Here is a 25,571-nt window from a genome sequence, read left to right on the forward strand (position 1 = left end):
TGTTGTCAGGAGGGTCGACCCCGTCCGCCTCGTGCGGGCGGGGTCGTCGTCCCTTGCGGAGCGTGCCGTTTGGCGAGAGATGTTTCACGTGAAACGGTGCTGGAGAGCGGTCGGTGCAATCGGTGAGCGGAGAGGCTGAGATGGACACGGAGAGTGCGGCTGCCGGGGGGCCCGATGAGGGCGACACGGGCGTGAACGGGCCGGCCGAGGCGAACGGGCCGGCCGAGGCACCGGCCGTGGCCCGGGAGATCTTCGGGGACCGCTTCGAGGCCGCGGTCCGCTACACCGAGCTGCTGGCCACCGCCGGGGTTCAGCGCGGCCTGATCGGCCCGCGCGAGGTGCCCCGGCTCTGGGACCGCCATGTGCTCAACTGCGCGGTGCTGGCCGAGCTGCTGCCTGCCGGCGCCTCGCTGTGCGACGTCGGCTCGGGTGCGGGGCTGCCCGGCATCCCGGTCGCGCTGGCCCGGCCGGACGTCTCGGTGACGCTGCTGGAGCCGCTGCTGCGCCGGACCACCTTCCTGGAGGAGGTGATCCGGGAGCTCGGCCTGGACAACGTCACCGTGCAGCGCGGGCGGGCCGAGGAGATGGTCGGCAAGATCGCCGTCGACATCGTGACGGCGCGCGCGGTGGCTCCGCTGGAGCGGCTGGCCGGCTGGGGGCTGCCGCTGCTGCGCCCGCACGGGCAGATGCTGGCGCTCAAGGGGGACACCGCCGAGCAGGAGCTCGAGGACTCCAGGGCTGCGCTGGCCAAGCTGGGCGCGGTCGAGTGGTCGGTGATCTCGGTGGGCGAGGGCACACTGGAGACCTCGACCCGGGTGGTCCAGGTGAAGGCGGGCGAGAGCCCCGGCGGCGTGAAGGCGGCGACCAGGCGGGCCAAGGCTGCCCGGGCCGGGCGGGCGGCGAGCGGTGGCAAGGCTCCGGAGCGGGCCAGGGGTGGTGCTGGGCGCCGTCGGCGCTGAGCGTCGCCGGCGCAGCGGGCGGGTGGTCCTCGGGGCCGCCCGCCCGTTCTGCTTTCCGCTGCCGGCTGCCCGCTGCCCGGTGCCGGCCGGGTGGTGCCTGCCGGGTGGGGCCTGGTGCCGGCTCCCGGGAGCCCGGATGCGGGGAAGCCCCGTGGTGCCGGCGCCGGGAGGCGGGGCCGGCACCGGGTCCCAGCGGGGTGTCGCTCGGACGCCGGAGTGTCGCACCGTCAGATTTCCGACATTGCGGGCATGGTGTTTCACGTGAAACGTCGCTCCCTGCTTTCTGGAATCCTCAGCCGCAGCCGGGCGGCGACTGTTGCCGCTCCGGTTTCACGTGAAACACTGACCCCCATGCAGGACTCGGAGACCATCGACCAGATCGATGACACGCCCATCGCGCGTGCTGCCCAGGCCGCTGTCCAGGCCATCGGGCGGGCCGGCGAGGGGCTGCCCAGGCCGGCCGCCACCCGGGTGATCGTGGTGGCGAACCAGAAGGGCGGGGTGGGCAAGACCACGACCACCGTCAACCTGGCCGCCTCGCTGGCGATGCACGGACTGCGCGTCCTGGTCGTGGACCTCGACCCGCAGGGCAACGCCTCCACCGCGCTGGGCATCGACCACCACGCCGAGGTGCCGTCGATCTACGACGTCCTGGTCGAGGGCAAGCCGATGGCCGACGTGGTCCAGCCGGTGGTGGACGTCGAGGGCCTGTTCTGTGTTCCCGCGACCATCGACCTGGCCGGTGCGGAGATCGAGCTGGTCTCCCTGGTCGCGCGTGAGAGCCGTCTCCAGCGCGCCATCGCCGCGTACGAGCAGCCGCTGGACTACATCCTGATCGACTGCCCGCCCTCGCTCGGCCTGCTGACCGTCAACGCGATGGTGGCCGGCCAGGAGGTGCTGATCCCGATCCAGTGCGAGTACTACGCGCTGGAGGGCCTCGGGCAGCTGCTGCGCAACGTCGAGCTGGTCCGGGCGCACCTCAACCCCGCGCTGCACGTCTCCACCATCCTGCTCACCATGTACGACGCCCGGACCAGGCTGGCCGCCCAGGTGGCGGAGGAGGTCAGGACGCACTTCCAGCAGGAGGTGCTGCAGACCGCCATCCCGCGCTCGGTGCGCATCTCGGAGGCGCCGAGCTACGGGCAGACCGTGCTGACGTACGATCCGGGTTCCACCGGTGCGCTCTCCTACCTGGAGGCGGCCCGCGAGCTCGGGCTGCGCGCGGTGGGCGTCGGGCCGAGCCTGGTGCGGCAGCAGCGCGACGGTGGTGCGGCGCAGGCCGCGCCGATGGCACAGCACGGCACGACGGAGGGTAACCGGTGAGCGTTCGCAGGGGTCTCGGCAGGGGAATCGGGGCGCTGATCCCGCCTGCCACGCAGGGGGCCGCCGAGCCGGCCTCGGCGGCGGAAGCAGGCGGTACGTCCACCTCGGGGCCCGTGCTGCCGAGCGGCCGGGCCACGGTGGCGGCCAGGGCCGCGGCCGAGAGCACCCTGGAGCAGCTGCTGCGGGAGCAGGGCGCCGAGCGCGCGGCGGAGCAGCCGGCCGCGCTCAGCCCGGTGGACGGCGCGACCTTCGCGGAGCTTGCGCTGGGCTCGATCGAGCCGAACCCGTGCCAGCCGCGCGAGGTGTTCGACGAGGAGAAGCTGGCCGAGCTGGTCGACTCCATCAGGGAGGTGGGTCTGCTCCAGCCGGTGGTCGTCCGCCGTACCGGGACCGACCGCTACGAGCTCATCATGGGCGAGCGGCGCCTGCGGGCCTCCAAGGAGGCCGGTCTGGAGAAGATCCCGGCGATCATCCGGGCCACCGAGGACGATCGGCTGCTGCTGGACGCGCTGCTGGAGAACCTCCACCGGGCGGAGCTCAACCCGCTGGAGGAGGCCAACGCCTACGACCAGCTGCTGCGTGACTTCTCCTGCACCCAGGAGGAGCTGGCGGACCGGATCGGCCGCTCGCGTCCCCACATCACCAACACCCTGCGGCTGCTGAGGCTCTCGCCGACCGTGCAGCGCAACGTCGCGGGCGGGGTGCTGTCGGCGGGGCACGCGCGGGCGCTGCTGGGGCTCTCCGACAACGAGCAGCAGGACAAGCTGGCGCTGCGGATTCTGCGGGAGGGCCTCTCGGTGCGCAGCACCGAAGAGATCGTCAAGCTGATGACGAGTGAGGAGAAGCCGCAGCGACCGGCCTCGCCGAAGGCGGGCAAGCTGCTGTCGCCGGCCTTCAACGATCTCGCCGAGCGGCTCTCCGACCGCTTCGAGACCCGGGTCAAGGTCGAGGTCTCGCAGCGCGGTGGCAAGCTCGGCAAAGGCAAGGTGGTGCTCGAGTTCGGTTCGGTGGAGGACCTGAACCGGATTCTGGACAGCCTGGCGCCGGGTGACGACGGGCTGCGGCTGTCCCAGAGCTGAGCCGGGTCAGGCTGAACCGGGCCGATCCGAGCGGTGAGCAGTGGTGGTGTGGGTGCATGTTTCACGTGAAACATGCACCCACTCGTATGTGGGGGGAATGCTCGAAGTGACGTGCATGAGGAGGTGCGGGGCATGGGACGCCGGATCGCTCCGCTGACGCTCGACAATCTCGCGGATCTGCCGACCACCTGCCGCTCCTGTGTGTTCTGGGAGCTGGATCCGGTCAGCGCCAGGGAGGCGGTGGAGTCGGGGAAGCCGGAGCTGGAGAAGGAGGGGTGGATCTCCGCCGTCCTGCTGGAGTGGGGCTCCTGCGGGCGGATCGTCTATGTGGACGACGCGCCGGCCGGGTTCGTCCTCTACGCGCCGCCGGCGTATGTGCCGCGCTCGCTGGCCTTCCCGACGAGTCCGGTCTCCCCCGACGCGGTGCAGCTGATGATCAGCCGGGTGCTGCCCGGCTACCAGCGGCAGGGGCTGGGCCGGGTGCTGGTGCAGACGGTCGCCAAGGATCTGCTGGGCCGGGGGTTCCGGGCGATCGAGGCGTTCGGTGCGGCGGCCGGTCCGGGCCGGGAGCTGCCGAGCTGCGTGCTGCCGGCCGATCATCTGCTCGCCGTCGGCTTCAAGACCGTACGGCCGCACCAGCGGTACCCGAGGCTGCGGCTGGAGGCCAGGGCCACGGTCTCCTGGAAGGACGATGTGGAGGGCGCGCTGGAGCGGCTGCTCGGCGGTGCGCGTAAGGAGCCGGCACTGAGACCGTTCTGAGCGCCTGCCGCGAGGGCGGGGCCGCGAGGGCGGTGCGGCGACGGCGGCGAGGTTGGTGTGAGGACGGCCGTGCTGCCGGCCCCGTGCGGCAGGCCGCAACGACGAGGGCGGCGGGGCCCCGGGTGGGGAGCTCCGCCGCCCTCGTCGACGCGGGAGGTCAGACCTTGATGAAGTCGGCCAGCTCGCGCAGCAGCGCGGCCTTCGGACGGGCACCGGTGATGGACTTCACCGGCTCGCCGTTCTGGTAGACGATCAGCGTCGGGATGGAGATGACGTTGTACGTCGCGGCCGTCTGCTGGTTGGCGTCGACGTCGAGCTTGGCGATGGTGAGCTGGTCGCCGAACTCACCGGCGATCTCGTCCAGGATCGGGGCGACCTGGCGGCACGGGCCGCACCAGGTGGCCCAGAAGTCCACCAGGACGGGCTTGTCGCTCTTGAGGACGTCGGCCTCGAAGGTCGCGTCGGTCACGATGGTGGTGGCGCCGGCCACGGGAACTCCTAAGGGTCAAGGACGAGGTTGGCAGCCGGGACAACAACGGCGGGGGCCGTTCTGTTTCGCCCCGGCCCAGGGCGGGTGCGTTTCACGTGAAACGCACCCGCCGGTGGTCGGTCGGGGAGGCGTCAGACCGCGACGGCGGCGGCCTGGGCCTCCAGGTCGGCCAGCGAGGCCAGGTACCGCTCGGCGTCCAGCGCGGCGGAGCAGCCGGTGCCGGCGGCGGTGATCGCCTGGCGGTAGGTGTGGTCGACGACATCGCCGGCGCCGAAGACGCCCGGGATGTTGGTGCGGGTGGAGGGGGCCTCGACCTTGAGGTAGCCCTCGGCGTCCAGCTCCAGCTGGCCGCCGAAGAGCTCGGTGCGCGGGTCGTGGCCGATGGCGATGAACAGGCCGGTGACGGCCAGCTCGCGCTTCTCGCCGGTGGTGGTGTCGCGCAGGGTGACGCCGGTGAGCTTCGGGTCGCCGTGGATCTCCTCGACCGCGCTGTCCCAGGCGAAGGTGATCTTCGGGTCGGCGAAGGCCCGTTCCTGCATCGCCTTGGAGGCGCGCAGGGTGTCCCGGCGGTGGATCACCGTGACGCTGCGGGCGAAGCGGGAGAGGAAGGTCGCCTCCTCCAGGGCGGTGTCGCCGCCGCCGACCACCGCGATGTCCTGGTCGCGGAAGAAGAAGCCGTCGCAGGTGGCGCACCAGGAGACGCCCCGGCCGGAGAGCGCGTCCTCACGCGGCAGGCCCAGCTTGCGGTGCTGCGAGCCGGTGGAGACGATCACGGCGCGGGCGCGGTGCACGTTGCCCTCGGAGTCGGTGACGGTCTTGATGTCGCCCGTGAGGTCGACCGAGACGATGTCGTCCGGCACCAGCTCGGCGCCGAAGCGCTCCGCCTGCGCCCGCATGTTGTCCATCAGCTCGGGGCCCATGATCCCGTCCCGGAAGCCCGGGAAGTTCTCGACCTCGGTGGTGTTCATCAGCGCACCACCGGCCGTGACGGCACCCTCGAAGACCAGCGGCTTGAGGGAGGCGCGGGCGGTGTAGAGCGCAGCCGTGTAGCCGGCCGGGCCGGACCCGATGATGATCACGTTACGGACGTCGCTCACTGAATCTCCTGGTTCGCATCGCGACCCGCTGGCGCGGGGACGGGCGGTCGTGCTCTGCCGCCGGGGACAACGACTGACCAGTGTCCCGCATTCCCCGGGCGATCCGTGACACGCGCCCGCACCGTGGGCGTGGTGCGCTCAGCGGGCGGGGACGGTGCTGCGCAGGAGTACCGACTCGGGACCGGCCGGGCAACCGGGTACGGTCAGCACGACCGACAGGAGGTCGGGGTCGGCCGGGACGGCGTAGACCAGGACGTCGACGGGCGCGCCGTCGAAGGTGCCGTGGTCGATGGCCAGCAGCGCCCCGGCCCCCGCCGGCGCGCAGGGGGAGCCCGCGCCGGCGCCGAGCTGGGGCCGGCCGTCGGTGGGCTGCTGCGCGGGGTTCTGGGCCGGCTGTTCGGGAGTGCCGGCGCGGCCGGCGAGCAGCTGCCGGGCCTGGGCCGCGAGGGTGTCCTCGCGGTAGACGTGGCCGGCCACCGCGGGGTGCTGGGCGCCCGCGTCGCTGGGCTGCTGCGCCGCCGCGCTGCCGCCGGACGCGGGGGCGGTGGCGGGGACGGACGAGCTGAGGGCGTCCTGGTGCTGGGGGGCGGGACGCAGCAGCAAAGCGCCCAGGCCGAAGGCGGCCAGGGCGGCGGCGGTGCCGAGCAGCACCCGGGCCCGGCGGCGCCGGCCCGCTCGGGCCGGGGGCCCGGTGACCGCCTCGGGGCGGCCGGGCGGCGAGGTGCGGGCGGCAGCCGCGGGCCGGCCGCCGGTCGAGGGCGCAGGGGCCGAGGGCGCCGGGCTCGGGCCGGTGTCCGCCGCGCGGGTGGCGCCGGTGGCGCGGGCGGCGGCCTCGGCGGCCAGGGCGGCGTCGAGCCGCTCGGCGAGGTCCTCGGGCATCGCGGGGGCGGGCGCCGAGCCGAGCAGCTCCTGGACCTCGGTGAGCGCCGCGAGGGTGTCCCGGCAGTCCGGGCAGCCGGTGACGTGCGTCCGCAGCGCCTGGGCCGTGCGGGGGCTCTCGACGAGGCCCTCGGACAGGTCGGCGAGCTCCTCGACGGAGGGGTGCGGCTCGGGCGCGTGCTGGGAGGCGGTGGGCGTCATCGCGAGGTCGCGTCTCCTTCCCGGATCGGCTTGCCGGTGGCGGTCCCGGTGGCCCCTGTGGCCCCGGCGGTTCCGGTGGCTCCGGGGGCCGTGCCGGGTGCTGTCCCTCTGACGGTCCGGGCGCGGGACGGGTTCCCCGACGGTGGTGTTTCACGTGAAACACCGGCCGCCGGGCCGCCCCCGGCGTCGTCGTCACCGGCCTCCCGCAGATGCCGCACCAGCGGCAGCAGCCGGGCCCGCCCCCGGGCACAGCGGCTCTTGACGGTGCCGACCGGCACCCCGAGCAGCTCCGCGGCCTCTGCGACGGGGTAGCCCTGCATGTCGACCAGCACAAGCGCGGCGCGCTGCTCCACGGGCAGCGCGCCGAGCGCGGCCGTCACCTCGCGGCGGACCTCCGCCCGCACGACCGGGCGGTCGGCCGGCTCCGAGCTGCCGACCACGGCGTCGAGCCGCTTCGGGTCCTCGTCCAGCGGGCCGGTGCGCCGGGTCGCGGTGCGCCGGGCGCGGTCGAGGCAGGCGTTGACGACGATCCGGTGCAGCCAGGTGGTGACGGCCGAGCGCCCCTGGAAGGTGTGGGCGGAGCGGAAGGCGGAGACCAGGGCGTCCTGGAGGGCGTCGGCGGCCTCCTCGCGGTCGCCGAGGGTGCGCAGGGCCACGGCCCAGAGCCGGTCGCGGTGGCGCCGTACGAGGATGCCGAAGGCGTCCTGGTCGCCGGCTACGTGCCGGGCCAGCAGTTCGGCGTCGCCCTCGCCCTCGCGACCGGCGTCGCTGTCCGCCCTGCGGTCGTCGCCGCCGGTCATCCCCACCCCTTCCGGCCTGTCGGGTCAGCCGGTGACCTTGATCTCGGCCACCTGACCGCGGTACTTGCCGTCCCCATCCTTGGGGAGGGCGGTCATCCAGATCAAGAGGTAGCGGCTGTTGACCGGGGTCTGCGGCTTGAGTGTGACCTGCGTGCCGCTGCCCTGGTCCAGGGTGGTGTAGCCGCCGGGCTTGGCGGGGGCGGCGGTGGCCTGGCCCGCCGGCATCCGCAGTTCCACCCGGGTGGTGCCGACGAAGCGGACGTCGACGGAGGAGACCTGCTGCGCCGAGCCGAGGTCCACCAGCAGGCCGGTGCCCTCCTTGATGAGGTTGATCGGGTCCTCGTAGCCCTGGGTCGTCCAGACGGTGGCCGGGTCGCCGTCGAAGGCCAGCGGCAGCTGCGACACGTGCTCCGGTGAGTTGCCGAGCGGGTTGAAGGACTGGAGGTCGCTGATCGCGACCGGCGTGTTGGTGGCGGCCGCCGGAGCGCTGGTCTGCGGGTGCGCGCTGTTGGGCTGCGCGGTGACGGTGGCGCCACCGGTGGGGGAGCCGTGTCCCTGGTCGCGCAGCAGTCCGACCAGCTGCCAGGAGGCGACCCCGACCGCGCTCAGGGCGAGCGTCCAGGCGGTCAGCTTGAGCGCCCGCCGCAGCCCTCGGCGGCGCCGGGGCCTGGCCGGGCGCTGCTGGTACGGCGCGGGCCGGGCGGTGGCCGGCGACAGCGGGTGGTGCTCGGTGGTCGCCGACACCGCGCGCGGGATGTGCCGGGGCAGCGGGGTGAAGATCGGCAGCTCGGGCTCGGGCTGACGGATCCGCGGCATCGCCGCGATGGCCTTGGCGAGCTGCTCGGGGGTGGTGATGGGCTCCGCGTGGTGCGGCGGGTGCGCGCACATGGTGCGCGCGGCGAGCTCCGCGAGCCCCTTGTGCACGCCGGCCCTGACCTGGTCGGGCGGTACGCAACCCAGGTCCTTGGGCAGGCCCTTGAGGTCGTAGCGGTCCTCCGGGAAGGGCCAGCGGTGGGTCAGCGCGGCGTACAGCAGGGCGCCGATCGCCCGGGTGTCGGCGAGCTGCGCGTCCTCGGTGTCCTCGGCGGAAAGGCCGCGCAGGGCGGCGTCCACGGCGATGCCGTTGATGCGGTACTGGCCGCCGTCGGTGCGCAGCACACAGCGCGGGGTGAGGCGCAGGTGGGCCTGGCCGCGCCGGTGGGCGGCGACGATGGCGTCGGTGACCTGCCGGACCATCTGGTAGGCGTCGTACGGCTCCATCGGGCCGTTGGCGAGCAGCTTGGCGAGGTCGGAGGCGTCGGGGAGCCACTCCCGGACGACGTAGACCAGTTCGCCTTCCTGGACGGCGTCGAGCACCTGGACGAAGCGGGGGTCGTTCAGCAGGGCGGCGGACTTGGCGGCGGCGAGCGCGGCGCGGGAGCGCTGCTGCCCGGCGGTCATGAGGTGGACTCCGACGGCCCGGCGCAGCTTCTCGTCCACCGCGCGCCAGCTGCTGAAGGCCTCGGTGAGGGAGATGCACTCCTCCAGCCGGTAGCGGCCGCCGATCTTGTCGCCGCTGTGCCGCAGGGGGGCGGGGAGGGTGCGCGGGAGGGCTCCGGTGTCACGGGTGTCGGCCGAGGTGCCGGAGGCCGCTGAGGCCGCCTTGGCGGGGCTCCTGGGGCCATCGGCGGGCTTCGTGGCGGCCGGGCCGGCGGCCTTGTCCGCGGTCTTGCCCGTGGCCTTCTCCGCGGCTTCGGCAGCGGCCCTGGCGGCCTCCTTGGCGGCGGACGCGCGGATGGCTCCGGCGGCGAGTTCGGCGGCGATCTCGCTGGCGGACAGCGGGGCGGTGCTCTCGGTGGTCTCCTCGGCGGCTGGGGGAGCCGCCGAGGCAGCGGCCTTGGTGGCGTTGGCAGCGGCCGCATGGGCCGGGGAGGCCTTGGCGGGGGCGGAGGACTTGGGTGCCTTGGACGGCTTCGAGGCCTTGGCGGACCCGGAGGAGGCGGACGGCTTCGAGCCGGTGGACGCGCTGGACGCGGTGGAAGCGGCCACGGGATCGCCGGACTCGTCCGGCCCGTCCCCGGCCTCGCCACCGTCCTCGGCCGCCCCGGCCGCCTCGGGAACGTCCGCCGCCTCGGCGTTGTCGTCCCCGCCCGGGGTGCCGCCGTCGGCGTCGGCGGAGGCTTCGTTCGTGGACCGGTCCGGGGCGTCGCCCTCGATGTCGTCGATCGCCATGGCCAGCGCGGCCTCGTCCGCCGTCTCGTCCGCCGCCGGCGTGTCGACGACCGCCTTGGTGCCATCAGCCACCGTGGTCCAGCCTCCCCTTGTGTCGCCCCGGTCCTGAGAATCTCGCCGGACCGCACCGAGCCCGAGGGCCCAGAGCGTTCCAGGACAATTGTGCCCACTCTTCTCCACCGGCTACGACCGCTGAGAGGGCAAACCGGTTGCCCGGTTGTGGAGAGATCCGGTGCAGATCCGCCACTGGGCCGGATTCGGCGGCCCCGGGATCACCCGAACGCCGAATCCGGCCCAGCGCCCGCCGCCTGAGGCGACGGGAGATCTCGCGGGCACGCGGTTGACGCCGGGTCAGCGCCCGAGACGGCCGCGCACCATGCCGAGCATCGCATTGAGCTCCTCGATCTTCAGCCGCTTGGCGATGACCGTGAAGACCACCAGCTGCAGACCGCCGGCGACCACCACCGCGGTCACGCTGCCGAACCAGCCGCCGACCGCGTCGTTGATCACCACGCTGAGGCCCAGGCCCACCGCGGCGGCCGGGATGCAGGCGGCGATCAGGCGAGTGTACGTGCGCCCGATCCGCTTGGTGTCCAGCCCGCCGATCTTCTTCTTGAGCTTGGGCAGCGCCATGCCGACGCCCACGGCGTAGGCCGCGCCGTACCCGAAGGCCATGCCGGTCACCGCCCACTGGGCGGGCAGCGTGAAGTAGCAGAGCAGCGAGAAGCCGGCCTGGCAGGCGGCCACCCAGACGGTGTTGGAGAACGGCGTCCGGGTGTCCTCGTAGGCGTAGAACCCACGCAGCATCACGTACTGCACCGAGTACGGGATCAGACCCAGCGCGAACGCGGAGAGCATGAAGCCGACGCCGGTGGCGCCCTGGAGCACCTGGGAGTCGCCGCCCACGGCGTAGATCGAGCGGCCGATCGAGGGCCCGAGCGCCAGGAACAGGAAGGCGGCCGGCACGACGGCGACGGCCGTGGTGCGCAGCCCGTACGAGAGGTCGTCACGTACGGCGCCCGCGTCGTGGTCGGCGGCCGCGCGCGAGAGCCTGGGCAGGACGGCGCTCATGATGGAGACCGCGATCACCGCGTGCGGAAGCTGCCAGATCAGCAGGGCGTTGGAGTACGCGGCGAGGCCCGCACCGGGGACCGTCGCCCGGTCGCCTGCGGCGGTGGCGAGCTGGGTGAGCACCAGGTAGCCGGCCTGGTTGGCGAGGACGAAGAAGAACGTCCACTTGGCCAGCCTGGCGGCCTTGCCCAGGCCGTGGCCGCGCCAGTCGAAGCGCGGCCGGAAGTTGAACCCGGCGGCCCGCAGGTAGGGGATCATCGACAGCGCCTGCACGACCAGACCGACCAGGGTGCCGATGCCGAGCAGCCGGACGCCCTCGGGGGAGATCGTCTCCGGGGTGACCTGGCTGTGGCCGAAGCCGCCGTAGACCCAGAGGTACGCGCCGAAGGTGAAGATCACCACGATGTTGTTGAGGACCGGGGTCCACATCATCGCGCCGAACCGGCCGCGGGCGTTGAGGATCTGGCCCATCACCACATGGATGCCCATGAAGAAGATGGTCGGCAGGCAGTACCGGGCCAGCGACACGGTGGTGTCCGCGCTCTGCGGGTTGCGCATCAGCGGGTGCGAGATCAGCTGGACCAGGACCGGGGCGCCCAGCACGGCGAGGAAGGAGACCCCGGCCAGCCCGACCATCACCAGGGTCAGCAGCCGGTTGGCGTAGGCGGTACCGCCGTCCTCGTCGTTCTTCATGCTGCGGACCAGCTGCGGTACGAAGACGGCGTTCAGCGCGCCGCCGCCGATCAGGATGTAGAGCAGCGTCGGCAGGGTGTTCGCCGCGTTGTAGGAGTCACCCATGGTGTGGACGCCGATGGCGGCGGCGATGACCATCGTCCGCACGAAGCCGGTGCCGCGCGAGACCAGGGTGCCGGCGGCCATCAGCGCGCTCGAGTTCAGCACCCCGGCGACCTTGCCGCCGCCGGACTTCCCGGCCCGCCCGGCGGCCCGCTCCTCGGCGGTGATGTCGTCCAGCGGCTCCACCGCGGGCGGCAACTGCACCGCGGCCACCTGCATGGTGGCCTCCTCCTCGGAGAGCGGCGGGTCGAACTCGATCGGCGGTACGAACGGCCGCTCCTCGCCGGGGCCCTGCGGGGTGTGCCCGCCGGCCGCGTACGGCGCCGCCGGGTGCCCGGGGCCCGCCTGCGCGGTGGGCGCGGTGGGCGTGGGGTGGGCCGGGTGACCTGGGTGACCTGGGTGCGGCGGCTGCCCGCCGGCGCCGAACAGCGCGTCCACCCCGACGTACTCGGTGCTCTCGGTGTTCCACGGGGACGGCGACTGCGCGGCCTGCTGCTCCCAGTTCGGGCGGCCCCACTGCGCGGCGGCCTGCTGCTCGGCCACGGCCTGCGCCGGTGCGTCCTGCTGCCAGGCCGGGGCGGGCTGCTCCTGCCAGGCGGGCACCGCGTCCTGCTGCTCCCAGGAGGGACGGGCGGCCGGGGTGTCCCAGCCGGGCTGCACGGGGGGCACCGGCGGGGCCAGTGGCGCCGCGGCCGGCGGCACCGGCGTCGGGTACCCGCTGACCTGCTGCGGGGGCAGCTGCGGCGGGACGTCGTAGGCCGGCGGCGGCGCGGCGGCCTGCTGGGCCCGCAGGCCGTACGGGTCCTGCTCGGCGCCGTCCCCGGTGTAGGCCTCGGCCGCGTACGGGTCCTGCGCGTAGGTGTCGGCGACGTACCAGTCCCCGGCCGGTGCCTCGGACGGCTGCTGTCCGGCGGCGTGGCTCTGGGCCCGGCCGCGATCCTGGCTCTGTGCTCGCTCCTCGCGCGGCCCGCTCATGCCACCTCTTCGCTGTTGGGGAGGCCGCCCTGGCAGGGGGCGGTATTCAGGGACCAACCTTCTCATCACTGACGGCCCGATCCTCGCCATCTGCGGTGGAGCCACGCAATGTCTGCGCACGCTCCCCGCCTGGAGCCTCCCCCGGGGCCCGGTCGTCGTCGGCCGGTGGCGCGTCGTCGGAGGCGTCTGCCCCGGCGTCGTCCGCGTCCTCGTCGGCATCGCCGCCGGGCCTGCCGCTGCCGTCACCGCCGTCACCGGCGCTGGCGTCGCCGCTGCCGCTCTCGCCGTCGCCGCTCTCGCCGGTGAGGGCCAGCGGTGCGTCGGGGTCCTCGTACGGGGCGTCGCCGTGCTTCTTGCGCTGAAGGTAGAACCGCAGCCCGGCCAGGAGGATCAGCACCATCCCGGCGCCGAAGACGTACAGCACGCCGTTGGTCACCGAGGTGACCTCGACGGTGAACGTCTTCGGATCCCCGTACTTCTGGGGGTTGGGCCCGGTGGTCCACAGCTGCGCGGTCATCAGGACCGGCCCGTTGTTCTTCGCCTCGGCCGGGAACTGCAGCGTGACGTTGTGCGAGGGCCCCAGGACGAGGTCCTCCGTCTGGCGGGCCCGGAGCCGGTTGGGCTGGTTCGAGGTCAGCTCCAGCCGGAGGTTGGTGACCGTCTGGGTGAGCTCGTTGCGGACGCTGACCTGGAGGATGCCGGTGTCACCGGGGAAGGTGATCACCTTCTTCTGCACCACGTTCACGGCGTCGCGCAGCGTCTTCAGGTACGTCTCCACCCCCTTGCGGTAGGCGTCGCCCGCAGGCGCGTCGGGGCGCCACTCGACGGACATCGAGCGGACCATGGCCGCCGTGAACGGGCCACGTACCCGCTGCGGCAGCGTCAGGATCTGCATCAGCAGGTCCAGGTTGGACTGGATCCCGATCGTCGTGGTCAGCGCGCCCGCCGACAGCTCCGAGGCGCGGGCCTCGGCCGGGTAGTCGGTGGACGGCGGGACGGCGCCGTTGGCCTTCGGGTCGGCGGCGGCCTGGGCGACCTGGTCCAGCTTGACCTGGGAGACCCACTTGCCGTTCTGCGCCTGCTGGAGTGCGGTGGCCAGCGTCCTGGCGCTGTTGACGGTGAGCCCGCGCGGGGGCATCACCAGCAGGCCGCGCGGGTTGTGCGGCTCCTGGCGGCTGATCACCAAGGTCTCGGCGAGGAACCGCTGCACCGCCTCGGTCTGTGCCTGGGGCGTGTTCAGATCGACCTGGAAGGGCTCGGAGACGGCGTTGTCCGCCACCACCGCGGTCTGTCCGTTGCCGATCGGGCGGACCGCGCCCGGGGTGTACTTCAGCGCGTCCGACTCCGGCAGGCTGTCCCCGTTCACCAGCAGCAGGTTGTCGCCGGCCCGCTGCGCGGTCGCCGCGATCTGCTGGTCCAGGAGGCCGCGGAACGGCCAGGCCACGTCGTCGCGGACGTTCACCGACAGCCGGCCCTCGGCCGTCACCCGGCCCGCCGTACCGGCCCGGCCCAGCGCCGTGTCGATACCGGCCAGGTCGGCGCCGTTGTGGGCGATCGAGGCGAGGTCCGGGTCGGCGTAGGGCAGCGAGACCACCTCGCTGTCGTGCTGCGCCACCGCCGTCCGCAGCTTCTCCAGCCAGGCGGTCGCGGCGGCCGTGCCGGCGCCCTGGACGGTGGTGTCCTCCCTGGCGGGATCACCCTCCTTGCCGGGCTTCTGCACCCGGTACGTCTTCGTCATCGCGAACGCGGTGTCCAGCAGATCCGGATCGACCACCCAGGTCAGCCCGTTCAGCTTGGCGCCGGTGTCCACCAGCTCGTACAGCCGCCCGCCCGGGGCGAACTCGCGGGCCAGGCTGTCGTCGCGCAGCACCGGGACGCTCTGGTCGTTGTCGGAGAAGGTCTGGGCGACCAGCTCGGGCGCGTGGGTGATCGGCCACAGCGTCGCGACCTGCACCGGCTCGGCCTCGGTCGGCTTCGGGTCGTACGGCAGGAAGGTCCGGGCGATGCCCAGCGGCCGTTCGCGCTGGTTCTCCGTGGTCCAGCCGCGCACGTCCACCGCGAGCTCGTACGCGCCCTCCTGGTCCAGACCCAGGTCGGCCACCGCGACCTGCAGCGTGAAGGGCTGGCTCTGCCCCTGCGCCAGCTCGTTCAGCGCGGCCTGCGGGCTGTCCAGGTCGATGCCGTCCTGGTTGGAGGGCGTGGTGCGGGCGGCCACCGCCGCGAGGTCGCTGCGGGTGGTCAGCGGCTTGTGACCGATCGGAGCGCGCACCGCGGCGTGCGCCGACTTCAGGACGGCCGCGCCGCTGTTGGTCACCCGGCCGGTGATCGTCACCGTGCCGTTCTGGGCCGCGACCGCCGGGCTCACCGTGTCGATCGTGACGATCAGGGGGTACTCCGCCGAGACGGTGTCGGCCGTCACGGCGTCGGCGCGGGCGGCGGAGGCCAGCGCCGGGTGTGCCGGGCCCATGCCGAGGGCGACGGCCTGCGGGCCCGCCGCCAGCACCAGGGTGCAGCTCGCCGCGGCGGCCGCCAGCCGCCTGGCGGCCCGCCCGGCGCGCCGGCGCCATCCGTTCGCGCCCAGCCCGTTCGCCTCCAGGCCCGAGTGCCGTGCCGGCTCGCCCACGCGCTTCGCCCTCGCCGTTCTCGATCGCCAGATGCTCTGTCCATGGAAACGCTCAGCGGCGGAGGTCCGGTTGCCCGTCGTCCGTCCGGCTGTGGTGGCACCGCGCCACGGCATCCACCCTGCCGCGCCCGGGACTCGCTCCCACCGGCATGGTAACGACGCGGCCGGGCCCGCAGTGTTGGGGGCCGGGATCGTGGCCCCGTCAAAACGCGCGGGCGCGGCGGTGGCGGGGGCACGTACCCTTGTGAGCCGTGTCCACTGCCAATGAGTCCAGCGCCAATCATTCCAGCATCGCCACCTCTCTCGTGCCCGGGCTGAGCGAGGCGCAGATCCTGGGACTCCAGGAACTGCTCCGGGTCTCCCCCGTCGCGGACGAGGTCGCCAGGCGGTTCCAGGCGGCCGGCTTCCGGCTGGCCCTGGTCGGCGGATCGGTGCGCGACGCCCTGCTGGGCCGGCTCGGCAACGACCTCGACTTCACCACCGACGCCCGCCCGCAGCAGGTGCTCAAGCTCGTCAAGGGCTGGGCGGACGCCGTCTGGGACGTCGGCATCGCCTTCGGCACGGTCGGCGCGCGCAAGGACACCCCCGAGGGTTCCTTCCTGATCGAGATCACCACCTACCGCTCCGAGGCGTACGACCGCACCTCACGCAAGCCGGAGGTGACGTACGGCGACACCATCGAGCAGGACCTCGTCCGGCGTGACTTCACCGTCAACGCGATGGCAGTCGACCTGCCCGGGCGCGGGTTCGTCGACCCGCACCGTGGCCTGGACGACCTGGAGGCGCGGGTGCTGCGCACCCCCGCCACGCCGGAGGAGTCGTTCTCCGACGACCCGCTGCGGATGATGCGGGCCGCCCGCTTCGCCGCCCAGCTCGACTTCACGCCCGCCCCCGAGGTGGTCGCCGCGATGACGGCGATGGCCGACCGGATCGCCATCGTCTCCGCCGAGCGGGTCCAGGCGGAGCTGAACAAGCTGCTGCTGGCCGACCATCCGGTGAAGGGCCTGCGTCTGCTCGTCGACACCGGCCTGGCCGACCACGTGCTGCCCGAGCTGCCAGCGCTGCGGCTGGAGAGCGACGAGCACCACCGGCACAAGGACGTCTACGAGCACTCGCTGACCGTGTTGGAGCAGGCCATCGCCCTGGAGCAGGACGGCCCCGACCTGGTGCTCAGGCTCGCCGCGCTGCTGCACGACATCGGCAAGCCGCGCACCCGGCGCTTCGAGTCGGACGGCCGGGTGTCCTTCCACCACCACGAGGTGGTCGGCGCCAAGATGACCCGCAAGCGGATGCGCGAGCTCAAGTACTCCAAGGAGCTGACCGAGGACGTCTCCCGGCTGGTGGAGCTGCACCTGCGCTTCCACGGCTACGGCGGCGGCGAGTGGACGGACTCCGCGGTGCGCCGCTACGTCAACGACGCCGGCCCGCTGCTGGAGCGCCTGCACAAGCTCACCCGATCGGACTGCACCACCCGCAACCGCAAGAAGGCCGCGGCGCTCTCCCGGACGTACGACGGGCTGGAGGAGCGGATCGGCGTGCTCAAGGAGCAGGAGGAGCTGGACGCGGTGCGCCCGGCCCTCGACGGCAACCAGATCATGGAGCTGCTCGAACTGAAGCCGGGGCCGCAGGTCGGCAAGGCCTACAAGCACATGCTGGAGCTGCGGCTGGAGCACGGCCCGATGGACCAAGACACGGCCGTCGCGGCGCTGCGCGCCTGGTGGGCCGAGCAGGCCTGATCCGCGCAGAGCCGCTCTGAGCCGGACCCGGTCAGATCCGGCCTGAGCCGGACCCGGTCAGAGCCGTGGGTTCACCCGACGATGTGCCGTTGCCACGCCCGGCGTGGCAACGGCACATCTCTCAGGCCCTAGGAGGCGCTGCCCTTGGTCACGGGGCCCAGGCACAGGACGTAGCTGCGGGCGCCGTTCTCCACGTAGTACGAGCTGTCCGCGGTGGGGTACGGGGCGCAGGCCTTCTCCGAGTCGCTGGTCCCGAGGACCTTGGCGAGCACCTTGTACTCGGCCTTCGGGTCGGTGCAGGGCAGCATCTTGATCTCGGGGCTCTTGTCGTCGGTGGCCGTGGTCTCGTGCTCGTTGCGCAGGCAGTCGCCGACCTTGGCGCGGTCCACGTCCGGGTTGACCTTGGAGGGGCTGGCCTTGGGCGGGGCCGTCGCCGCGCCGGTGTCCAGCGGAGCCCCGGTCGGGAAGCTCGGAATGGTGGGGAAGGTGGGGGCCGGGATGCTCGGCACGGTGATCGTCGGGGGCACCCGGTAGGGCGTGCTGGAGTGCGAGGAGGACCCGGCCAGCGCGCCGACGATCATCAGGATCACGAAGGACGACACCGCGGCGACCGGGATGAGCAGGCCCAGCATGTGCGGACGCTTGGTGAGCGGCACACCGGGATCGAGCTGCGGGCCGTGCTGCCCCGGGACGGGCGGCGGAAGCCGCTTGATGCTGCCGTTGGCGGACAGGTTGATCAGCAGGGTGATCGGGGTGATCAGCAGCGAGAGGTAGCCCCACCATCCCTGGACCATGGTCCTGGCGGACATGTCGCGGACGGTGGCGGTGCCGCAGGTGCGGCAGAACGGCCCCGGCTGCTTCAGGAACCGCATGATGATGATCATGCCCTGGTGGCCGCGCACGGTGGCGTTGACGGCCGGGAAGCCACCGCAGAAGCGGCAGACCGGCCCCTGCGGAGCGCCGTACGCGTAGCCGGGTGCCTGGTATGGCTGTTCGTACATGCCGGGCTGCTGGCCGGGCATCGGCACCGGGGCGGGCGCGGCCGGGTAGCCGTAGCCGCCCGGTGCGGGCGGCGGCACGGCGGGTGCGGCGCCGTAGGGGTTGCCGGTGGCGTACGGGTTGTCCCCGGCGGGCGGGGCGCCGTACGGCATCTGGGGAGGCGGAGTGGACAAGGGGGTCCCCCGGGAAAGAGACGGAACGGGCGTCGGATGGGTGGCGCGGAGGCCGGGTCAGGACTTCTTCACGGGGGCCGTCGGCGAGGAGCCGCTCAGCGGGCCGAGGCAGAGCAGGTAGCTGGTCTTCTTCCAGCGGCGGCCGCTCTTGCCGGACACCGTGCTGGTGGTGCCCGGAGTCTGCTTGCAGCGGTTGCTGTCCGTGGTGCCGGTGTGCTTCGCCAGGACCTTGTAGTTGGCCTTGGTGTCGGTGCACTTGACGATGTCGACGCTGCGGGAGCCGCTGGCGCGCACGCAGTCACCGGCCTTGGCACTGCTGACGCTCGGCCCGGCGACGAAGTAGCCGACGATCAGGAAGACACCGCCGATCAGCGCGCCGACGATCTTGAACTTGCTCCGGAGGCCGCCCTTCTTGGCGGGGGCGGGCTGCGGCGCGGCCATCGGCGGGCCCTGCGGCTGCCCGTACTGCGGCGTGGGGTACTGCTGGCCGGCCGGGGGCGCGCCGTAGGGCGCCTGCCCGTAGGGCTGCTGTCCGTACGGCGCGGCGGGCGGCGCGGGCTGCGGGTAGCCGTACTGCGGTGGCTGGCCGGCGGGCGGCTGCTGACCGTACGCCGGGGGCTGCCCGTACGCCGGTGCCGGTTGCGGCGCCCCGTACTGCGGCGCCGGGTAGGGCTGCGGGCCGGGCGGCGGGGCAGCCTGTGGGTACCCGTACTGCGGCGGTTGGCCGTACGGATTGGGTGGTGTGCTCAAAGTGGATCCCCCGTGGACAAGAGTCCTGTCGACACGACAGTCAGGACAGTGCTGACGTACCTTAGCGAGTCGTCGCACCGTCAGTGACGGTCAGGGTCGTTGGGGATCCTGCCGGTTGGCGGCGCTCCGATCGCGGTGTGCGGCCCGGGCGTACAGTGCGGCGGCGAGGGCGTAGACCAGCGCGACACCCGCCACCACGAGGGTCGAGCGGCCCGAGAGCGGCAGCACCAGCGCCGTCACCACCGCGGCGGCGACGAACGCGACGTTGAACAGCACGTCGTAGATGGCGAACACCCGGCCGCGGTACTCGTCCTCGACCGACTCCTGGACCACGGTGTCCGCGCAGATCTTGGTGCCCTGGGTGACGACGCCCAGCAGGAGGGCGGCCGCCAGGCCGGGGACGAGCGCGAAGCTCAGGCCGAGCGCCGGGACGAACAGCACCGGGGCGGCCAGGCAGGCGGTCATCCAGCCGGCCAGGCCGAGCCGCCGGGTGCACCAGGGGCTGACCACGGCGGCCAGGAAGAAGCCGACCGCCGAGAGCCCGACCGCCTGGCCCAGGGTGGCCAGCCCGGCCGCGCTGTCGGAGGGGTCGTTGAAGGTGTACCGGGAGAGCATCACCACGACGACGATCAGCACGCCGTAGCAGAACCGCGCGGCGGTGACGGCGGCCAGCGCGTGCACCGCGGGCCGGCAGTCGCGCACCAGGTGCCGCACCCCGGCGGAGAGCTCGCGGGTGGCCTGGCCGATCGCCTCGTGCAGGGCGGGCCGGTCGGGGTGCTGCTCGGGGCCGAGCAGGTCGGGGGCCATCCGCCGGGCGGCCAGCGCGGCGCACAGGTACAGCAGGGCCGCCACCGTCACCAGGGCGGCGTCCGCCTGCCGGCCCGGGGGCATCAGCTGGTGCAGCAGGAATCCGAGGCCGCCGCCGCACGCGGCGGCGACCGTGCCGAGGGTGGGGGAGATCGCGTTGGCGGTGACCAGTTGCGTGGGGGCCACGACCCGGGGCAGCGCGGCCGACAGGCCGGCCAGGATGAACCGGTTGAGCGCGGTGACCAGCAGGGCGGCGGCGAAGTAGAGCCAGTCCGGGGCGCCCGCCAGCAGCAGCCCACCGGTGGCCAGGCCCAGGCCGAAGCGGGCCAGGTTGCCCAGGTAGAGCACCTGGCGCCGGCGCCAGCGGTCCAGCAGTACGCCGGCGAACGGGCCGATCACCGAGAACGGCAGCAGCATCACGGCGAGCACCGAGGCGATGTCGGCGGGGGAGGACTGCTTCTCGGGCGAGAACACCACGTACGCGGCGAGCGAGACCTGGAAGACCCCGTCGGAGAGCTGGGACAGCACCCGGGCCGTCAGCAGCCGCCGGAAGTCGCGCAGCCGAAGCAGGCCGGCGAGCGTGGCGGGGCTGGGGGTCCGGGTGCTTCCGTTCGCGGTGATCGCCACCCGCCAAGGGTGCCATGGTGGCGGGCGATGTTTCACGTGAAACAAGGCCAGGAAAGGCCGGGAAACGGCAAAGGGAGCCCCGGCGTCTGCCAGGGCTCCCTTCAGTACCCGCGAGCGGTCGGCTCAGCGCTCAGCCGGTCGGCCGAGCGCGCGGCCGGTCGTCCCGGTGTTCAGCGCTCGACCTCGCCGGCGATGAACTTCTCGACGTTCTCACGGGCCTCGTCGTCGAAGTACTGCACCGGCGGGGACTTCATGAAGTACGAGGACGCCGACAGGATCGGGCCGCCGATGCCGCGGTCCTTGGCGATCTTCGCGGCGCGCACGGCGTCGATGATGACACCGGCCGAGTTCGGGGAGTCCCAGACCTCGAGCTTGTACTCGAGGTTCAGCGGAACGTCACCGAAGGCGCGGCCCTCAAGGCGGACGTACGCCCACTTGCGGTCGTCGAGCCACGCGACGTAGTCGGACGGGCCGATGTGGACGTTCTTGGCACCCATGTCACGGTCGCGGATCTGCGAGGTGACGGCCTGCGTCTTGGAGATCTTCTTGGACTCCAGGCGCTCGCGCTCGAGCATGTTCTTGAAGTCCATGTTGCCGCCGACGTTCAGCTGCATGGTGCGCTCAAGGACGACACCGCGGTCCTCGAACAGCTTCGCCATCACACGGTGCGTGATGGTGGCGCCGACCTGCGACTTGATGTCGTCACCGACGATCGGCACGCCGGCCTCGGTGAACTTGTCCGCCCACTCCTTGGTGCCGGCGATGAACACCGGGAGGGCGTTCACGAAGGCGACCTTGGCGTCGATGGCGCACTGGGCGTAGAACTTGGCGGCGTCCTCGGAACCCACCGGCAGGTAGCAGACCAGGACGTCGACCTGCTGGTCCTTGAGGACCTGCACGACGTCGACCGGAGCCTCGTCGGACTCCTCGATCGTCTCCAGGTAGTACTTGCCCAGGCCGTCGAGGGTGTGGCCACGCTGCACGGTGACGCCGGTCGGCGGCACGTCGCAGATCTTGATGGTGTTGTTCTCGCTGGCGCCGATGGCGTGCGCGAGGTCCTGACCGACCTTCTTGGCGTCGACGTCGAACGCGGCGACGAACTGCACGTCGGAGACGTGGTACTCGCCGAACTGCACGTGCATCAGCCCGGGGACCTTGCCGGCCGGGTCGGCGTCCTTGTAGTACTCGACACCCTGCACCAGCGACGCGGCGCAGTTGCCGACGCCCACGATGGCTACGCGAACCGAACCCATTCCGGTTGCTCCCTGTATCTCATGAGGCCCGCCGGAAGTCGACGGCACTCGTCCTGCTTGTTCGATGACTGTTGACGGGCGCGAGGCGCCCACTCCTGCCGCGCGGCACAGGGCTGACGCGGTGTCAGCGCTCCCTAGGAGGAGCGCCCCGGGCGGTCGTACGGTGGCCCGGGCGGGTCCGAGGACCCGTCCTCCTGACCACGGCCGTCCGAAGTCTTGGTTGGTACTGCGGGATGTTCCGGCCCGGTGGCCTGGGCGGTGCCCCGCCCGGTCCGGTTGGCCCGCTCGGTCTCGATCAGCTCGTTGAGCCAGCGGACCTCGCGTTCCACCGACTCCAGCCCGTGTCGTTGCAGTTCGAGCGTGTAGTCGTCGAACCGCTCGCGGGTGCGGGCGATCGAGCTGCGCATCCGCTCCAGCCGCTCCTCCAGCCGGCTCCGGCGCCCCTCCAGGACGCGCATCCGCACGGCCCGGTCGGTCTGCCCGAAGAAGGCGAAGTGGACACCGAAGTGCTCGTCCTCCCAGGCGTCGGGGCCGGAGTCGGCGAGCAGCTCCTCGAAGCGCTCCTTGCCCTCCGGGGAGAGCCGGTAGACGATCTTCGATCGCTTGCCGTTCAGCGCGGTGGCCGGGACGTACTCGACGTCCGGGTTGTCCTCGACCAGGAACCCCTGGGCGACCAGGCTCTTCAGGCAGGGGTAGAGCGTGCCATAGGAGAAGGCGCGAAAGGAACCGAGCAGGACGTTGAGGCGTTTGCGCAGCTCGTAGCCGTGCATCGGGGCGTCGTGCAGCAGGCCGAGGACGGCGAACTCCAGCACGCCTGAGCGCCTGCTCATACTGTCCGCCTCCTTCCCCGAATCTGCCGTATGCCGTCTCGATGTATCGGCTCGATATATCGAGAACAGTAAACCTGGGCCGCCGAACGAGCAAGGGGGGCACGCGTGAAGGTGATCACAAGCCGACACCCTGCGTCGTAAGGCAACGGCCATGTAATGATCTGCCGCCGATTTGTTCGGATTGGCACCTGATGACCGATTAGCAATGATTCGTAGGTGCGTACGCTGTCGCGTGTGCACGAGGACCACCTCCGGGGTTAGGGCGGTTACGGGCATCGGACGTGGACCCTGCCTTCAGGCGGACCGCCTGACGAGGAGTTGCTGGAAGATGAGCGAACGACGGCGAAGGTCGCCCAACCCGGGCGGCGGTGAGCAGCCCCCGGGTGGCGGTGGCCGTCCCTACGCCTACGGCACGCCCGCCGAGGGCGCGCCCTCCTACGACGGGCCGGGCGAGGCCCGCGGCCGCACCGGGCCGGAGGGGCTGCGCTCCGAGGGCATCGGCCGCCGGCGCCCCCCGGGCACCCGGGAGACCGCCCAGCAGCCGCGGATGACCCGCGCCGAGATGCGCAAGGCCGCCCAGAAGGGCGGCAAGGGCGGTGGCCCCTCCGGGCCGCAGGCCGGCCAGGGCGGCAAGCCGGGCAAGAAGCGCTTCATCGACTACCCGCGCTTCGGCAAGACGGGCGTGCGCCGCTGGCTGCCGTCCTGGAAGCAGCTGCTGACGATGTTCCTGCTGGTCTTCGGCAGCGGCGTGGCCACGATCGGGGTCGTGTACGCGACCACCAAGGTCCCGAACCCCCACGACCTGATCAAGGACCAGAACAACATCTACTACTGGGCCGACGGCTCGGAGATGACCCGCAAGGGCGAGACCAACCGGCAGATCGTCGAGCTCCCCGACATAAGCATGAACGCCCAGAACGCCGTCATCGCGGCGGAGAACGAGAGCTTCCGCAGCGACAGCGGCGTCGACCCCAAGGGCATGCTGCGCGCCGTCTACAACATGGCCACCGGCGGTGAGACCCAGGGTGCCTCGACCATCACCCAGCAGTACGTCAAGAACGCCTACCTGAGCCAGGAGCAGACGCTCAGCCGCAAGGTGGACGAGTTCTTCATCACCCTGAAGCTCAATCAGGACAAGTCCAAGGAATTCATCCTGACCGGCTACCTGAACACCAGCTGGTTCGGCCGCGGCGCCACCGGCATCCAGGCGGCCTCCCAGGCCTACTACGGGGTGGACGCCAAGAACCTCGACGTCTGCCAGAGCGCCATGCTGGCCGGCCTGCTCAAGGGCGCCGCGCTGTACGACCCCTCGCTCAGCCCGGCCAACGAGCAGCGCGCGGAGGGCCGCTGGAAGTGGATCCTCGACCGGATGGTGATCACCAAGGCGATCACCCAAGAGGAGCGCAACAAGTGCGCCGCCTTCCCGAAGCCGATCGACCGCAAGCCCCCGGCCAACATGAACGGTGAGATCAGCTACCTGGTCGACACCGCCAACAAGTTCGTCACCACCAAGGACCCGACGATCACGCAGGCGGCCATCGACCGCGGTGGCTTCAAGATCTACACCACCTTCGAGAAGGACAAGGTCGACGCCCTCAAGAAGGCCGTCGACGACGTCAAGGGCGAGACGCTCAACCTCACCAAGCGCCCCGAGCAGGACAACTTCGTCCAGTTCGGTGCGGCCTCCGTGAAGCCGGGCGACGGCGCGATCGTCGCCATCTACGGCGGTGACGGTGTGGAGAACAAGCACTTCGACAACAACGCCGACTCCAAGGGCGTCCAGGTCGGCTCGACCTTCAAGCCGATCGTGCTGGCCACCGCCATGCAGAACGGCGTGCTGACCCAGACCGACGACCAGGGCCGGCCCAAGCGGATCAACGCCGAGAGCCGTTACCTCTCCGACGACCTGGCGGAGATCCGCAAGTCGGACGGCTCCCTGCTGATCGGCGACGACGGCAAGCCGTACCGGCAGAAGAACGAGGACGCCGGCAAGCGCGGCTACGTCTCGCTTCGCCAGGCCATGCAGTGGTCGTACAACGTCCCCTTCGTCCAGCTGGGCCAGGACGTCGGCGGCCAGAACGTGTTCGACATGGCGCAGAAGCTCGGCCTGAAGAAGGAGAGCCTGACCGACCCGAAGACCGCGACCTTCCCGCTCGGCACCTCCTCGCCGAGTGCGATCCGGATGGCCTCGGCCTACTCCACCTTCGCCGCCAGCGGCAAGCAGGCGGACCCGTACTCGGTCACCAAGGTCGAGGTCAGCGGCAAGGAGCTGCCGGGCTTCACCAAGCCCGCCGTCAAGCAGGCGATCGACGCCGCGGTGGCCGACAACGTCACCGACGTGCTGGTGAACGTGGCCAAGAACGGTACCGGTATGAAGAGCAACGCGCTCGGCCGGCCGGTGGCGGGCAAGACCGGTACCACCGACAAGAACCACTCGGCCTGGTGGGTCGGCTACACCCCGCAGCTCGCCACCTCGGTCGCGATGTGGCGCGAGGACCCGACCGCCCACGTGCAGCTCTCGCTGAACGGCACCGGCGGCAAGGACTCGGTGCACGGTGGTGACGTCCCGACCGACATCTTCACCCGCTACATGAAGGCCGCCCTGGCCAACGAGCCCAAGGTCTCCTTCCCCGCCCCGGAGCCGATCGGCAGCCAGCTGGATTCCTCCGGTGCCCCCAGCACGGCCGTACCCTCGATGTCCGCCTCGGCCACCGAGACCGCGCCGCCGACCACGGCCCCGGAGACGGTGGCCCCGCCGGTCACCCAGCCCAGCCCGAGCGCGCCCAGCTGCGTGGTCGGCGTGGACTGCCCCGGCACCGTCCCGACGCCCACCCCGACCCGGACCCAGCCCGGTGGCGGCAACGGCGGCGGCAACGGTGGCGGTGGCCAGCCGACCTGCCTGCTCGGCCCGATCGGCTGCCAGTCGCCCAGCGCGACCACCCCGACCCAGTCGCCGACCACCGGTCCGACGACGACCAAACCCCCGAAGCCGAGCGCGTCGAGTTCCTCGCCCACCGGCAGTCAGGCGCCCGCGCCGTGACCCGGCCGGGGAACACACCCAAGGCGCGCTGAACGGCGGTGGCGGTCCTCCTCGGAGGGCCGCCACCGCCGTTTCACCCGGGCGGCGCACCGAG

The 25,571-nt window shown here is 72.3% G+C and carries 18 protein-coding genes; 6 read left to right on the forward strand and 12 right to left on the reverse strand.

The genetic code is table 11. The annotated features are described in order from the left end of the window. The first annotated feature begins 140 nt into the window (after window positions 1–140). The 4 genes from rsmG to ACIBH3_RS23780 all read left to right on the forward strand — a co-directional run bounded on the left by rsmG (window position 141) and on the right by ACIBH3_RS23780 (window position 4,120). Window positions 141–959 (forward strand): 16S rRNA (guanine(527)-N(7))-methyltransferase RsmG, encoded by an 819-nt coding sequence (gene rsmG / locus ACIBH3_RS23765; RefSeq protein ID WP_396314063.1) that lies wholly within the window; start codon window positions 141–143, stop codon window positions 957–959. Window positions 960–1,208: 249 nt separating this feature from the next. Continuing rightward, a complete protein-coding gene (locus ACIBH3_RS23770) occupies window positions 1,209–2,282 on the forward strand; it encodes a ParA family protein (RefSeq protein ID WP_396314064.1) in 1,074 nt (357 codons plus the stop codon). After that, window positions 2,279–3,361, forward strand: a complete 1,083-nt coding sequence (locus ACIBH3_RS23775) for a ParB/RepB/Spo0J family partition protein (RefSeq protein WP_396314065.1) — start codon at window positions 2,279–2,281, stop codon at window positions 3,359–3,361. Before ACIBH3_RS23770 ends, ACIBH3_RS23775 begins: the two co-directional genes overlap by 4 nt. Before the next feature lie 132 nt (window positions 3,362–3,493). Next, on the forward strand, window positions 3,494–4,120 hold the full coding sequence (locus tag ACIBH3_RS23780) for a GNAT family N-acetyltransferase (RefSeq protein WP_396314066.1): 627 nt from the start codon (window positions 3,494–3,496) through the stop codon (window positions 4,118–4,120). Between the two features lie 157 nt (window positions 4,121–4,277). On the opposite strand, the gene trxA is transcribed toward ACIBH3_RS23780, so the two are convergent. From trxA to ACIBH3_RS23815, 7 genes are all read right to left on the reverse strand, one after another. Continuing rightward, window positions 4,278–4,610, reverse strand: a complete 333-nt coding sequence (gene trxA, locus ACIBH3_RS23785) for a thioredoxin (protein WP_396314067.1) — start codon at window positions 4,608–4,610, stop codon at window positions 4,278–4,280. 131 nt (window positions 4,611–4,741) lie between these two features. Continuing rightward, on the reverse strand, window positions 4,742–5,707 hold the full coding sequence (trxB, locus tag ACIBH3_RS23790) for a thioredoxin-disulfide reductase (protein ID WP_396314068.1): 966 nt from the start codon (window positions 5,705–5,707) through the stop codon (window positions 4,742–4,744). A gap of 138 nt (window positions 5,708–5,845) precedes the next feature. Further along, complete coding sequence (locus ACIBH3_RS23795; RefSeq protein WP_396314069.1) at window positions 5,846–6,787, reverse strand: hypothetical protein; 942 nt, start codon at window positions 6,785–6,787, stop codon at window positions 5,846–5,848. Then, a complete protein-coding gene (gene sigM, locus ACIBH3_RS23800) occupies window positions 6,784–7,587 on the reverse strand; it encodes an RNA polymerase sigma factor SigM (RefSeq protein ID WP_396314070.1) in 804 nt (267 codons plus the stop codon). The genes ACIBH3_RS23795 and sigM overlap by 4 nt, the downstream gene beginning before the upstream one ends. Before the next feature lie 24 nt (window positions 7,588–7,611). Next, window positions 7,612–9,870: a protein kinase family protein gene (locus ACIBH3_RS23805; RefSeq protein ID WP_396314071.1), complete on the reverse strand. Its 2,259-nt coding sequence runs from the start codon at window positions 9,868–9,870 to the stop codon at window positions 7,612–7,614. Between the two features lie 279 nt (window positions 9,871–10,149). Next, window positions 10,150–12,639: a murein biosynthesis integral membrane protein MurJ gene (murJ, locus tag ACIBH3_RS23810; RefSeq protein WP_396314072.1), complete on the reverse strand. Its 2,490-nt coding sequence runs from the start codon at window positions 12,637–12,639 to the stop codon at window positions 10,150–10,152. A gap of 46 nt (window positions 12,640–12,685) precedes the next feature. Beyond that, window positions 12,686–15,262 (reverse strand): DUF6049 family protein, encoded by a 2,577-nt coding sequence (locus ACIBH3_RS23815; RefSeq protein WP_396314073.1) that lies wholly within the window; start codon window positions 15,260–15,262, stop codon window positions 12,686–12,688. Window positions 15,263–15,567: 305 nt separating this feature from the next. On the opposite strand from ACIBH3_RS23815, the gene ACIBH3_RS23820 reads away from it, so the two are divergent. Further along, window positions 15,568–16,998 (forward strand): CCA tRNA nucleotidyltransferase, encoded by a 1,431-nt coding sequence (locus tag ACIBH3_RS23820; RefSeq protein ID WP_396314093.1) that lies wholly within the window; start codon window positions 15,568–15,570, stop codon window positions 16,996–16,998. A 128-nt stretch (window positions 16,999–17,126) separates the two neighbouring features. Here ACIBH3_RS23820 and ACIBH3_RS23825 read toward each other — a convergent pair whose 3' ends face one another. From ACIBH3_RS23825 to ACIBH3_RS23845, 5 genes are all read right to left on the reverse strand, one after another. Then, entirely contained in the window at window positions 17,127–18,170 is a 1,044-nt protein-coding gene (locus ACIBH3_RS23825; RefSeq protein ID WP_396314074.1) for a hypothetical protein, read from the reverse strand. Window positions 18,171–18,227: 57 nt separating this feature from the next. Next, window positions 18,228–18,920, reverse strand: a complete 693-nt coding sequence (locus ACIBH3_RS23830) for a hypothetical protein (protein WP_396314075.1) — start codon at window positions 18,918–18,920, stop codon at window positions 18,228–18,230. Between the two features lie 90 nt (window positions 18,921–19,010). Then, window positions 19,011–20,354, reverse strand: coding sequence for an MFS transporter (locus ACIBH3_RS23835; protein WP_396314076.1), 1,344 nt, complete (start codon window positions 20,352–20,354; stop codon window positions 19,011–19,013). 170 nt (window positions 20,355–20,524) lie between these two features. Beyond that, window positions 20,525–21,607 (reverse strand): inositol-3-phosphate synthase, encoded by a 1,083-nt coding sequence (locus ACIBH3_RS23840; protein ID WP_396314077.1) that lies wholly within the window; start codon window positions 21,605–21,607, stop codon window positions 20,525–20,527. Between the two features lie 134 nt (window positions 21,608–21,741). After that, entirely contained in the window at window positions 21,742–22,437 is a 696-nt protein-coding gene (locus ACIBH3_RS23845) for a helix-turn-helix transcriptional regulator (RefSeq protein WP_396314078.1), read from the reverse strand. Window positions 22,438–22,765: 328 nt separating this feature from the next. Here ACIBH3_RS23845 and ACIBH3_RS23850 point away from each other — a divergent pair, with 328 nt between their 5' ends. Continuing rightward, entirely contained in the window at window positions 22,766–25,477 is a 2,712-nt protein-coding gene (locus ACIBH3_RS23850; protein ID WP_396314079.1) for a transglycosylase domain-containing protein, read from the forward strand. Window positions 25,478–25,571: the final 94 nt, after the last annotated feature.

Source organism: Kitasatospora sp. NPDC050543 (genome assembly GCF_044457565.1).
Taxonomy (GTDB): Bacteria; Actinomycetota; Actinomycetes; order Streptomycetales; family Streptomycetaceae; genus Kitasatospora.

Coding starts and splice junctions, on each gene's coding strand:
- ACIBH3_RS23850 (WP_396314079.1), top strand. CDS start 22,766: ATGAGCGAACGACGGCGAAGGTCGCCCAACCCGGGCGGCGGTGAGCAG.
- ACIBH3_RS23840 (WP_396314077.1), bottom strand. CDS start 21,607: ATGGGTTCGGTTCGCGTAGCCATCGTGGGCGTCGGCAACTGCGCCGCG.
- rsmG (WP_396314063.1), top strand. CDS start 141: ATGGACACGGAGAGTGCGGCTGCCGGGGGGCCCGATGAGGGCGACACG.
- ACIBH3_RS23770 (WP_396314064.1), top strand. CDS start 1,209: ATGGTGTTTCACGTGAAACGTCGCTCCCTGCTTTCTGGAATCCTCAGC.
- murJ (WP_396314072.1), bottom strand. CDS start 12,639: ATGAGCGGGCCGCGCGAGGAGCGAGCACAGAGCCAGGATCGCGGCCGG.
- sigM (WP_396314070.1), bottom strand. CDS start 7,587: ATGACCGGCGGCGACGACCGCAGGGCGGACAGCGACGCCGGTCGCGAG.
- ACIBH3_RS23845 (WP_396314078.1), bottom strand. CDS start 22,437: ATGAGCAGGCGCTCAGGCGTGCTGGAGTTCGCCGTCCTCGGCCTGCTG.
- ACIBH3_RS23795 (WP_396314069.1), bottom strand. CDS start 6,787: ATGACGCCCACCGCCTCCCAGCACGCGCCCGAGCCGCACCCCTCCGTC.
- ACIBH3_RS23780 (WP_396314066.1), top strand. CDS start 3,494: ATGGGACGCCGGATCGCTCCGCTGACGCTCGACAATCTCGCGGATCTG.